General features: G+C 40.7%; 10 protein-coding genes and 1 pseudogene. 10 read left to right on the top strand and 1 reads right to left on the bottom strand.

All coding sequences use genetic code 11. The annotated features are described in order from the left end of the window. Positions 1–28 precede the first annotated feature (28 nt). Positions 29–1,036: a 6-phosphofructokinase gene (gene pfkA, locus ACERDH_RS02250; RefSeq protein ID WP_000820863.1), complete on the top strand. Its 1,008-nt coding sequence runs from the start codon at positions 29–31 to the stop codon at positions 1,034–1,036. Positions 1,037–1,092: 56 nt separating this feature from the next. After that, positions 1,093–2,598 carry a pyruvate kinase gene (pyk, locus tag ACERDH_RS02245; RefSeq protein WP_004254582.1) on the top strand — a complete coding sequence of 502 codons (1,506 nt, stop codon included), beginning with the start codon at positions 1,093–1,095 and terminating at the stop codon, positions 2,596–2,598. 315 nt (positions 2,599–2,913) lie between these two features. On the opposite strand, the gene ACERDH_RS02240 is transcribed toward pyk, so the two are convergent. Further along, complete coding sequence (locus ACERDH_RS02240) at positions 2,914–3,900, bottom strand: L-lactate dehydrogenase (RefSeq protein ID WP_000204728.1); 987 nt, start codon at positions 3,898–3,900, stop codon at positions 2,914–2,916. 194 nt (positions 3,901–4,094) lie between these two features. Between ACERDH_RS02240 and gyrA the strand changes: the two genes are divergently transcribed. The 8 genes and pseudogenes from gyrA to truB all read left to right on the top strand — a co-directional run bounded on the left by gyrA (position 4,095) and on the right by truB (position 12,696). Beyond that, the gene (gene gyrA / locus ACERDH_RS02235; protein WP_386683079.1) at positions 4,095–6,563 is read left to right on the top strand and encodes a DNA gyrase subunit A; all 2,469 of its coding nucleotides are present in this window, start codon (positions 4,095–4,097) and stop codon (positions 6,561–6,563) included. Further along, positions 6,563–7,306: a class A sortase gene (locus tag ACERDH_RS02230; RefSeq protein ID WP_386683082.1), complete on the top strand. Its 744-nt coding sequence runs from the start codon at positions 6,563–6,565 to the stop codon at positions 7,304–7,306. Before gyrA ends, ACERDH_RS02230 begins: the two co-directional genes overlap by 1 nt. A 143-nt stretch (positions 7,307–7,449) precedes the next feature. Further along, positions 7,450–8,247 (top strand): formate/nitrite transporter family protein, encoded by a 798-nt coding sequence (locus ACERDH_RS02225; protein ID WP_033677042.1) that lies wholly within the window; start codon positions 7,450–7,452, stop codon positions 8,245–8,247. 147 nt (positions 8,248–8,394) lie between these two features. Beyond that, positions 8,395–9,675, top strand: coding sequence for an O-acetylhomoserine aminocarboxypropyltransferase/cysteine synthase family protein (locus ACERDH_RS02220; protein WP_000196318.1), 1,281 nt, complete (start codon positions 8,395–8,397; stop codon positions 9,673–9,675). Between the two features lie 95 nt (positions 9,676–9,770). After that, a complete protein-coding gene (locus ACERDH_RS02215) occupies positions 9,771–11,045 on the top strand; it encodes a DUF2130 domain-containing protein (RefSeq protein WP_386683087.1) in 1,275 nt (424 codons plus the stop codon). A gap of 9 nt (positions 11,046–11,054) precedes the next feature. Then, positions 11,055–11,498, top strand: a complete 444-nt coding sequence (locus ACERDH_RS02210) for a GNAT family N-acetyltransferase (RefSeq protein ID WP_203180652.1) — start codon at positions 11,055–11,057, stop codon at positions 11,496–11,498. A gap of 31 nt (positions 11,499–11,529) precedes the next feature. After that, positions 11,530–11,745: pseudogene (locus ACERDH_RS02205) on the top strand (alpha/beta fold hydrolase); the annotation flags it as partial. A 72-nt stretch (positions 11,746–11,817) separates the two neighbouring features. Beyond that, positions 11,818–12,696 (top strand): tRNA pseudouridine(55) synthase TruB, encoded by an 879-nt coding sequence (gene truB / locus ACERDH_RS02200; RefSeq protein ID WP_386683090.1) that lies wholly within the window; start codon positions 11,818–11,820, stop codon positions 12,694–12,696. The last annotated feature ends 9 nt before the right edge of the window (positions 12,697–12,705 follow it).

Genomic DNA, 12,705 nt, shown 5'->3' with positions numbered 1-12,705 from the left:
TGTTAAAAGAAAAAGGAGCATAACCAATATGAAACGTATTGCTGTTTTGACTAGTGGTGGAGACGCCCCTGGTATGAACGCTGCCATCCGCGCAGTTGTTCGTCAAGCAATTTCAGAAGGAATGGAAGTGTTTGGTATCTATGATGGATATGCTGGTATGGTTGCCGGTGAAATTCATCCCCTAGATGCAGCTTCAGTAGGGGACATCATTTCTCGTGGTGGTACTTTCCTTCACTCAGCTCGCTACCCAGAGTTCGCTCAACTTGAAGGGCAACTTAAAGGGATTGAGCAATTGAAAAAACACGGGATTGAAGGTGTAGTTGTTATTGGTGGTGACGGATCTTACCACGGTGCTATGCGTTTGACTGAGCATGGCTTCCCAGCTATCGGTCTTCCAGGTACAATCGATAACGATATCGTTGGTACTGACTTCACAATCGGTTTTGACACAGCAGTTACGACTGCTATGGACGCTATCGATAAGATTCGTGATACATCATCAAGTCACCGTCGTACATTTGTTATCGAAGTTATGGGACGTAACGCAGGTGATATCGCTCTTTGGGCAGGTATAGCAACTGGTGCTGATGAAATCATCATTCCTGAAGAAGGCTTCAAGATTGAAGATATCGTAGAAAGCATTAAATGCGGTTATGAGTGTGGTAAAAAACACAATATCATCGTCTTGGCAGAAGGTGTGATGTCAGCAGCTGAATTTGGTCAAAAACTAAAAGAAGCTGGGGATACAAGCGACCTTCGTGTGACAGAACTTGGACATATTCAACGTGGTGGTTCTCCAACTGCGCGTGACCGTGTTTTGGCGTCACGTATGGGTGCCCATGCTGTTAAACTTCTTAAAGAAGGTATCGGTGGTGTTGCGGTTGGTATCCGTAACGAGAAAATGGTTGAAAACCCAATTCTTGGAACTGCAGAAGAAGGAGCATTGTTTAGCCTTACTGCAGATGGTAAGATTGTGGTTAACAACCCACACAAGGCTGACCTTGAGCTATCTAGCTTGAATAAGAGCTTGTCATAATTTATAATTTAGTTAATAAGACCAAAAAGGTCATATATAAAGGAGTCACAAAAATCATGAATAAACGTGTAAAAATCGTTGCAACTTTGGGACCTGCGGTAGAAATCCGTGGTGGTAAAAAATTTGGTGATGACGGATACTGGGGTGAAAAACTTGATGTTGAAGCTTCAGCTAAAAACATTGCCAAATTGATTGAAGCTGGTGCTAACACATTCCGTTTCAACTTCTCACACGGTGACCACCAAGAACAAGGTGAGCGTATGGCAACTGTTAAACTTGCAGAAAAACTTGCAGGTAAAAAAGTTGGTTTCCTTCTTGATACAAAAGGACCAGAAATCCGTACAGAATTGTTTGAAGGTGAAGCTAAAGAGTATTCATACAAAACTGGTGAGAAAATCCGTGTTGCAACTAAACAAGGAATCAAATCAACTCGTGATGTGATTGCATTGAACGTTGCTGGTGCTCTTGATATCTATGATGATGTTGAAGTTGGTCGTCAAGTTTTGGTTGACGATGGTAAACTTGGTCTTCGTGTGGTTGCTAAAGATGATGCAACTCGTGAATTTGAAGTTGAAGTTGAAAACGATGGCGTAATTGCTAAACAAAAAGGTGTTAACATCCCTAACACTAAAATTCCTTTCCCAGCTCTTGCTGATCGTGATAACGATGATATCCGCTTCGGTCTTGAACAAGGTATCAACTTCATCGCGATTTCATTCGTACGTACTGCAAAAGACGTTAACGAAGTTCGTGCAATCTGTGAAGAAACTGGAAATGGACATGTTCAATTGTTCGCTAAAATCGAAAACCAACAAGGTATCGATAACTTGGATGAAATCATCGAAGCTGCTGATGGTATCATGATTGCTCGTGGTGACATGGGTATCGAAGTACCATTCGAAATGGTTCCAGTTTACCAAAAAATGATCATCAAGAAAGTCAATGCTGCTGGTAAAGTTGTTATCACTGCAACAAACATGCTTGAAACAATGACTGAAAAACCACGTGCAACTCGTTCAGAAGTATCAGACGTATTCAACGCTGTTATCGACGGTACTGATGCTACAATGCTTTCAGGTGAGTCTGCAAACGGTAAATACCCACTTGAGTCAGTAACTACAATGGCTACAATCGACAAGAACGCTCAAACTCTTCTTAACGAATACGGTCGTTTGAACTCAGATTCATTTGAACGCAACTCTAAGACAGAAGTAATGGCTTCAGCTGTTAAAGATGCTACTAACTCAATGGACATTAAATTGGTTGTAACTCTTACTAAGACAGGTCACACTGCACGTTTGATCTCTAAATACCGTCCAAATGCTGACATCTTGGCATTGACATTCGACGAATTGACAGAACGTGGATTGATGTTGAACTGGGGTGTTATCCCAATGTTGACAGATGCTCCATCATCAACTGATGATATGTTCGAAATTGCTGAACGTAAAGCAGTTGAAGCAGGTCTTGTACAATCTGGTGACGATATCGTTATCGTAGCTGGTGTACCAGTTGGAGAAGCTGTACGTACAAACACAATGCGTATCCGTACAGTACGTTAATTAAAATAAAAAGAGCCTATCATATCAAGCTTTCTAGCCTGTATGATAGGTCTTTTTTGTGCCAGGGGGCAAAAAGGGGGCAAAACTTTTTACTTTCGATTTAATGAGAACGTATCAAGTGCGTCAAGTACTGCTTGCTCCATACTTTCATAATGTGAGTTTTGATTTGATGGGGCTGCTTAGCTTCTTTAAAAGTTGTGTCATATCAGTTTTATTGGGATCCTAATTTTATTTTCGCAACCTTCATAAAAGGTTTAGTTTAGAAACAGATAAAAAATAACTCCCTGATGACTCAAGGAGTTATTACTATCTAAATTAGTTTTTAGAAGCAGCTTGGAATTCTGGGTTTTTCCAAGCTTCGTCAATAATAGCTTGTAATTCTTTAGCAGATGCTTGCATTTTTTGAGTTTCTGCGTCGTTCAATGGGATGTTTACTGGACGAACAATACCGTGTGCACCAACAACAGCTGGTTGACCGATAAAGACGTTTTTAACTCCGTATTGACCTTCTTGGAATACTGAAAGTGGAAGTACTGCGTTTTCATCGTCAAGGATAGCTTTAGTGATACGGGCAAGGGCTACTGCGATACCGTAGTATGTTGCACCTTTTTTGTTGATGATTGTGTAGGCAGCATCACGAACACCTTCGAACAATTCAATCAATTCAGCTTCTTGAACATTTTGAGTGTCTTTAAGGAATTCTTCAAGGTTTACACCAGCGATGTTTGCGTGTGACCAAACAGCGAACTCAGAGTCACCGTGTTCACCCATGATGTAGGCGTGCACTGAACGAGCATCAACATCAAGTTTTTCAGCAAGTGCTTGACGGAAACGAGCTGAGTCAAGTGAAGTACCTGAACCGATAACGCGTTCTTTAGGGAAACCAGAGAATTTCCAAGTTGAGTAAGTCAAAACGTCAACTGGGTTAGCAGCAACAAGGAAGATACCTTTGAAACCTGATTCAACAACTTGAGTTACGATTGATTTGTTGATAGCAAGGTTTTTACCTACAAGGTCAAGACGAGTTTCACCTGGTTTTTGTGGAGCACCTGCAGTGATTACAACAAGGTCAGCGTCTGCACAGTCAGAGTATTGAGCTGCATAGATTTTTTTAGGTGAAGTGAAGGCAAGGGCGTGACTAAGGTCAAGCGCGTCACCAACAGCTTTTTCATGCAATTGTGGAATTTCGATAATTCCAAGCTCTTGTGCAATTCCTTGGTTAACAAGTGCAAAAGCGTAAGATGAACCTACAGCACCATCACCGACAAGGATAACTTTTTTGTGTTGTTTAGTTGAAGTCATTATTCTAAACATCTCCTTAATTTTATTCAGGGATTTCCCCAGTTATTTCAATTTTATCACTTTTAAAAAGCTTTGTCACGGATATGCATTAGAGTTCTTGATGTAAACGTTTTAGCGATTTTAGATACCTGAAATATAGCGGACATTATGGTATAATATATTTAATTACTAATAGTGAAATGAGGCATTTATTAATGCAGGATAGAAATTTAGTGAATGTCAATCTGACAAAGGAGATGAAGACGAGCTTTATCGACTACGCCATGAGTGTTATCGTAGCGCGGGCTCTTCCTGATGTTCGAGATGGCTTAAAACCCGTTCACCGTCGGATTCTCTACGGAATGAATGAATTGGGTGTTACTCCAGACAAACCTCATAAAAAATCTGCTCGTATTACAGGGGATGTCATGGGTAAATACCATCCACACGGGGATTCCTCTATCTATGAAGCCATGGTCCGTATGGCTCAATGGTGGAGCTACCGTTACATGCTTGTCGATGGGCATGGAAACTTTGGTTCTATGGATGGAGACGGTGCTGCCGCCCAGCGTTATACTGAGGCACGTATGAGCAAGATTGCTCTGGAAATGCTTCGTGATATCAATAAAAATACAGTTGATTTTGTTGATAACTACGATGCCAATGAACGTGAACCCTTGGTCTTGCCAGCGCGCTTTCCAAATCTTTTGGTTAATGGAGCAACTGGTATCGCGGTTGGGATGGCAACCAATATTCCACCTCATAACTTGGGTGAAACCATTGATGCAGTGAAGTTGGTCATGGACAATCCTGAAGTGACTACTAAGGACTTGATGGAAGTTTTGCCTGGGCCAGATTTTCCAACTGGTGCCCTTGTAATGGGGAAATCAGGTATCCATAAGGCTTATGAGACAGGTAAAGGTTCTATAGTTCTTCGTTCTCGTACTGAAATTGAAGAAACTAAGACTGGCCGTGAGCGCATCGTTGTAACAGAATTTCCTTATATGGTTAATAAAACCAAGGTGCATGAGCATATTGTTCGTTTGGTTCAGGAAAAACGCATTGAGGGGATCACAGCAGTACGTGATGAGTCAAACCGTGAAGGTGTTCGCTTTGTTATCGAAGTGAAGCGAGATGCCTCTGCCAATGTTATTCTTAATAACCTCTTCAAGATGACCCAGATGCAAACCAACTTTGGTTTCAATATGCTTGCTATCCAAAATGGTGTACCCAAGATTTTGTCCCTTCGTCAGATTTTGGATGCTTATATCGAGCACCAAAAAGAAGTGGTTGTTCGTCGTACACGTTTTGATAAGGAAAAAGCAGAAGCGCGTGCTCATATCTTAGAAGGTCTCTTAATTGCGCTAGACCATATCGATGAAGTGATTCGTATCATCCGTGCTAGTGAAACGGATGCGGAAGCACAAGCTGAGTTGATGAGTAAGTTTAAGCTTTCTGAACGTCAAAGCCAAGCCATCCTTGATATGCGTCTTCGTCGTTTGACAGGTTTGGAACGTGATAAGATTCAGTCTGAATATGATGATCTCTTGGCTCTAATTGCGGATTTAGCAGATATTCTAGCTAAACCAGAACGTGTTTCTCAAATCATTAAAGATGAATTAGACGAAGTTAAGCGTAAGTTTGGCGACCAACGTCGTACTGAACTGATGGTCGGTGAAGTCTTAAGCCTCGAAGATGAAGATTTGATTGAAGAATCAGATGTCTTAATTACACTGTCTAATAAGGGTTACATCAAACGTCTGGACCAAGACGAATTTACCGCTCAAAAACGTGGTGGTCGTGGTGTTCAAGGTACGGGAGTTAAGGATGATGATTTTGTCCGTGAGTTAGTGTCAACTAGCACCCATGATCACCTACTCTTCTTTACAAATAAAGGACGTGTCTATCGCCTGAAAGGTTATGAAATTCCTGAGTATGGCCGTACAGCCAAAGGATTGCCGATTGTCAATCTTTTGAAATTGGATGAAGGCGAAAGTATTCAGACCATCATCAATGTCGAGTCTGAACGTAGTGACGATGCTTATCTCTTCTTCACAACCCGTCATGGTATTGTGAAGAGAACCAGCGTTAAGGAATTTGCTAACATTCGTCAAAATGGACTTAAAGCACTGAACCTTAAAGATGAAGATGAACTGATTAATGTCTTGTTGACGGAAGAAGATACGGACATTATCATTGGTACCAAGTTTGGTTATGCAGTTCGCTTTAATCAATCAGCCGTTCGTGGAATGAGTCGTATCGCTACGGGGGTGAAAGGTGTTAATCTCCGTGATGGGGACACAGTTGTTGGTGCTAGTGTGATTACAGACCAGGACGAGGTTTTGATCATCACTGAAAAAGGATATGGTAAGCGCACCGTTGCGACTGAATATCCAACAAAAGGTCGTGGTGGTAAAGGGATGCAAACTGCTAAAATTACTGAAAAGAATGGTTCCCTTGCTGGTCTTATGACAGTTAAAGGCGATGAAGATTTGATGATTATCACTGATACAGGTGTCATGATTCGAACCAACGTTGCCAATATTTCACAAACAGGTCGCTCAACTATGGGAGTTAAAGTGATGCGCCTGGACCAAGATGCTAAAATTGTAACCTTTACTACGGTTACAGCGGCAGAAAAAGAAGAAGTTGGGGCAGAAAACGAAACAGAAGGTGAAGCATAATGTCTCATAAAAAGAACAAAAAGAAAACAAACCATAAAAATTTACTAATCAATATCCTTGCAGGATTCTTAATCCTCTTGTCACTTGCTTTGATTTTCAATTCAAAAATTCGTGATATGTTCATGGTTTGGAATACCAATAAATACCAAGTCAGCCAGGTATCAAAAGAAAAATTGGAAGAAAATCAAGATACAGAAGGAAATTTTGACTTTGATTCAGTAAAAGCTATTTCATCAGAAGCTGTCTTATCCTCACAATGGGATTCGCAAAAATTGCCTGTTATCGGTGGAATTGCTGTCCCTGAGGTAGAAATTAACTTGCCTATTTTTAAGGGACTGGATAATGTCAATCTCTTCTATGGAGCCGGTACAATGAAGCGTGATCAAGTGATGGGGAAAGGAAACTATTCCCTTGCGAGCCATCACATCTTCACGGCGGAAAACGCCAGCCAAATGCTCTTTTCTCCATTATCACGCGCTAAAAATGGGATGAAAATTTATCTAACTGATAAGGATAAAGTTTATACCTATGAAATCCGTGAAGTGAAGCATGTGACTCCAGACCGCGTTGATGAGATTGATGACCGTACTGGAGTTGATGAAATCACACTTGTAACCTGTGTTGACTATGATGCGACAGAACGTATTATCGTAAAAGGTGACTTGAAAGATACAAAAGATTATTCACAAACACCTGAAGAAATTCTAACAGCTTTCAATCAACCATATAAACAACGTTATTAAAGATAAATCAGTAAAATCTTAGGTTTTACTGATTTTTTTATAGATAGAGTTTCAAAATAAACTGTTATGAAATACAGAAAACGCTTCCTTAATTCTAAAGTTTGTGATATAATTATCAGGTAAAAAATTTTTAGGAGTTTATTATGGTTTCTTCAGAATTTATCTCAAAGATTGAATTTGCTTGCAAGAAGAAGGAAAGTCTCTATAGTCAAAGCAAATTTAAGTATGCGATTCGTTCTATGTTCGCAGGTGCATTTTTAACCTTCAGTACAGCTGCTGGTGCAGTTGGGGCTGACTTGATTAATAAAATTGCACCAGGTAGTGGACGCTTCCTCTTTCCATTTGTCTTTGCTTGGGGCTTGGCCTACATTGTTTTCTTGAATGCCGAGTTGGTAACATCAAACATGATGTTCTTGACTGCTGGTAGTTTCTTGAAAAAAATCTCTTGGAGAAAAACAGCTGAGATTTTACTTTACTGTACCTTATTCAACCTTATCGGAGCCTTGATAGCAGGTTGGGGCTTTGCTCATTCAGCAGCCTATGCACATCTGACTCACGATAGCTTTATTTCAGGTGTTGTTGAGATGAAGTTAGGCCGTTCAAATGAATTAATCTTGCTTGAGGCTATTTTGGCAAATATTTTCGTAAATATTGCGATTCTTTCATTTGTTTTGGTCAAAGATGGTGGTGCCAAACTTTGGCTTGTGTTGTCAGCGATTTACATGTTTGTATTCTTAACAAACGAGCACATTGCGGCGAACTTTGCTTCTTTCGCGATTGTAAAATTCAGTGTTGCTGCGGATTCAATTGCTAACTTCGGTGTTGGAAATATGCTTCGTCACTGGGGTGTAACCTTCGTTGGAAACTTAATCGGCGGTGGTCTCTTGATGGGTCTTCCATATGCCTTCCTCAATAAAAACGAAGATACTTATGTAGATTAAGAAAATGAGCACGATTGAGTCGTGCTTTTTTCGTTTTTAAAATAGAGTAATAGCTATTTCTTATATCAAAATATAGAAAACTGATATTTGTAAACTATAACTTAAGGTGCTACAATATCCTTAATCAAACTATTTGGAGGTCGTTTTATGACTCGTGATTTTAAATTTGAAACCTTGCAACTACATGCTGGTCAAGTTGTGGATCCAGCTACCAAGTCTCGTGCAGTGCCGATTTATCAGACAACATCCTTTGTTTTTGATGACACGCAGGAAGGTGCCGATTTGTTTGCCTTGAGAAAACCAGGGAACATTTATACTCGTATCACCAACCCGACAACAGCTGCCTTTGAAGAAAGAATTGCTGCCCTTGAAGGTGGTGTTGGAGCTCTTGCAACAGCATCAGGTATGGCCGCAGTGACTTATACGATTTTGGCTCTTGCCCATGCTGGTGACCATGTAGTGGCTGCTTCGACTATTTACGGTGGAACCTTCAATCTTTTGAAAGAAACACTTCCTCGTTATGGTATCACAACAACCTTTGTGGACGTGGATAATTTGGAGGAAGTAGAAGCAGCTATCAATGACAATACCAAGCTTGTCTTGATTGAAACCTTGGGCAACCCCTTGATAAACATTCCTGACTTGGAAAAATTGGCTGAGATTGCTCATAAACACCAAATTCCACTTGTTTCCGACAATACCTTTGCTACACCTTATTTGATTAACGTCTTTTCTCATGGTGTAGATATTGCTATTCACTCTGCGACTAAGTTTATCGGTGGACATGGTACGACTATTGGAGGAGTGATTGTCGATAGCGGTCGTTTTGACTGGGCGGCTTCAGGGAAATTCCCTCAATTTGTTGAGGAAGATCCAAGTTACCACAATTTGAGCTATACTCGTGATGTGGGTGCAGCAGCCTTTATTATCGCTGTCCGTGTTCAATTGCTTCGTGATACAGGTGCAGCCTTGTCGCCATTTAATGCCTTTCTCTTGCTCCAAGGACTTGAAACGCTTTCACTTCGTGTGGAACGCCATGTGCAAAATGCAGAGAAAATTGTTGATTTTCTTGTAAATCATCCTAAGGTAGAAAAAGTCAACTATCCAAAATTGGCTGATAGTCCTTACCATGCTTTGGCGGAGAAATACTTGCCAAAAGGTGTGGGATCAATCTTTACCTTCCATGTCAAAGGTGGGGAGGCAGAAGCCCGCAAGGTAATTGATCATTTAGAAATCTTCTCTGACCTAGCAAACGTTGCAGATGCTAAATCGCTTGTTGTCCATCCAGCTACAACTACTCACGGTCAATTGTCAGAAAAAGATCTAGAAGCAGCAGGTGTCACACCAAACCAAATTCGTTTGTCAATCGGTCTTGAAAATGTAGAGGATTTGATTGAAGATTTGCGCTTGGCCTTGGAAAAAATTTAAAGAAAAAGAAGATAAACAGTGGGTTTCGACTCGCTGTTTTTGATTTTTCCTCAGGCATGATATAATGGTTACAGAAGTCTAGAAAGAGGAACGTTATGAACGAAATCAAATGTCCCAATTGTGGGGAAGTCTTTACAGTAAATGAGAGTCAGTATGCCGAACTTCTGTCCCAAGTGAGAACGACAGAGTTTGATAAGGAATTGCACGATCGCATGAAGCAGGAACTGGCCTTGGCTGAGCAAAAAGCTATGAATGAGCAACAGACTAAACTAGCTCAAAAAGATCAAGAAATTGCGCAATTACAGAATCAAATCCAAAACTTTGATACAGAAAAAGAATTGGCCAAGAAAGAGGTTGAACAGACAAATCATCAGGCTTTATTGGCTAAGGACAAGGAAGTACAGGCCTTGGAAAACAAATTAGCTACCTTGCGTTTAGAGCATGAAAATCAACTGCAAAAGACCCTTTCTGACCTAGAAAAAGAACGAGATCAGGTCAAAAATCAGCTTCTTTTACAAGAAAAAGAAAACGAGCTTTCTCTTGCTTCTGTTAAACAAAACTATGAAGCCCAGCTCAAGGCAGCAAGTGAACAAGTCGAATTTTATAAGAATTTCAAAGCCCAACAATCAACAAAAGCTATCGGGGAAAGTCTGGAACAGTATGCAGAAAGTGAGTTTAACAAGGTCCGCAGTTTTGCCTTTCCAAATGCTTACTTTGAAAAGGATAACAAGGTTTCTGCGCGTGGGTCTAAGGGGGACTTTATCTTCCGTGAATGTGATGAAAATGGGGTCGAAATCATTTCCATCATGTTTGAGATGAAAAATGAAGCTGACGGAACAGAGAAGAAGCACAAGAATGCAGATTTTTACAAGGAATTAGACAAGGACCGTCGTGAAAAGAACTGTGAATATGCGGTTTTGGTGACTATGCTTGAAGCCGATAATGACTACTTTAACACAGGGATTGTTGACGTCAGCCACGAGTATGAAAAGATGTATGTGGTTCGTCCCCAGTTCTTCATTCAGCTGATTGGACTCTTGCGTAATGCGGCTCTTAATTCTCTCAAATACAAACAAGAATTGGCCTTGGTTCGCGAACAAAATATTGACATTACGCATTTTGAAGAAGACTTGGATGCCTTTAAACTAGCTTTTGCTAAGAACTATAATTCAGCTTCGACCAACTTTGGTAAGGCAATCGATGAAATCGACAAGGCCATCAAACGCATGGAAGAGGTTAAGAAGTTCCTGACAACATCTGAAAACCAACTTCGCCTTGCAAACAACAAATTAGAAGATGTTTCCGTCAAAAAATTGACCCGGAAAAATCCAACTATGAAAGCGAAGTTTGAAGCATTGAAGGGGGAATAGGAGGATCCTATGCAGATACGAAAAGCAACAATGAAAGATGCTGAAGCACTACTGTCTCTATACGAAGACTTGGGCTATCCAACGACCGCTTCTAAACTGTCTCGACGTTTAGAAATGATTCTTTCTCAACCACATTATGGCTGTCTTCTAGCTGAAAGAAACGGAGAAATTTTAGGTTTCTTAGGTTATGCGAAGCTCTTCTTTTTTGAAGCAGATGGATCTTACTATCGTATTTTAGCTTTGTCAGTTGCAAAAGAAACAAGACGACAAGGAATTGCTAGTATGCTAATCGATGCATTGAAAAAACAAGCGGTAAAAGAAGGAGTTGAGGCACTGGCTCTAAATAGTGGATTAACCGCTGAACGAAATGCTGCACATCAGTTTTATCAGGCAGTTGGATTTGAAAAAGTGACTGCCGGCTTTGCCTTGCATTTAAAAACTCAACATAGATAAATCATGAAAAAATAGTAGAGGGAACGAAGTAATATCTTCAACAAAAGGGAAAAACTTATATTTTAACGACAAGGGCATGGATTATCTGGCCTTTGGTAAAGGAAAGAAGTCTCTCGTTATCATACCAGGGTTGGGGGATGGATTACAGACAGTTAGGGGCATGGCACAAATGCTAGCTTTAACTTACCGAGAATTGGTCAAGGTTTATAAAGTTTATGTTTTTAGTCGCATCAATAAGTTGCCAGAGTGCAGCCATGCACTTTATGAACAGAGTAAGAATTTTCAAAAGAGAGTTTTAGTATTTTTAGAAAGTTAATGAATGAACGGTATTATCAACTTAAAAAAAGAAGCGGGGATGACCTCGCATGATGCGGTTTTTAAACTGCGTAAGATTTTGGAAACCAAGAAAATTGGGCATGGTGGAACCTTGGATCCGGATGTAGTGGGTGTTTTGCCTATTGCGGTTGGCAAGGCGACACGCATGGTCGAGTTTATGCAGGATGAGGGTAAGGTCTATGAGGGGGAAATCACTCTTGGCTATTCCACGACAACTGAGGATGCTAGTGGGGAAGTGGTCGCAGAGACACCTGTTTTGTCGCACTTAGATGAAAAAATTATTGATGAAGCAATAGCCAGTCTGACTGGGCCTATTACCCAGATTCCGCCTATGTATTCAGCTGTTAAGGTCAATGGTCGTAAGCTCTATGAGTATGCGCGTGCCGGTCAGGAAGTGGAGCGTCCAGAACGTCAGGTGACCATTTATCAATTTGAACGGACAAGTCCGATTTCTTATGAGGGTCATCTTGCACGATTCACTTTTCGTGTGAAATGTAGCAAGGGAACCTATATTCGTACCTTATCGGTTGATTTGGGAGAGAAGCTTGGTTATGCGGCTCATATGTCACATCTGACTCGTACTAGTGCAGCCGGCTTACAATTAGAAGATGCTCTTACCTTGGAAGAAATTGCTGAAAAAGTAGAGGCTGGCCAACTGGACTTTCTCCATCCTCTAGAGATTGGGACAGGAGACCTTGTAAAAGTTTTACTAACTCCAGAAGAGGCTACAGAAGTGCGCTTTGGTCGTTTTATAGAGCTCGAACAAACAGAACAAGAATTAGCTGCTTTTGAAGAAGATAAATTGTTAGCCATTCTAGAAAAACGGGACAATCTCTACAAGCCAAGGAAGGTTTTTAGCTAGTCTAACTGA

The organism is Streptococcus bovismuti (assembly GCF_042436615.2).
GTDB lineage: Bacteria > Bacillota > Bacilli > Lactobacillales > Streptococcaceae > Streptococcus.
Note: the sequence above shows the minus strand (reverse complement) of the source record. Positions and strands in the feature narration are given on the sequence as shown.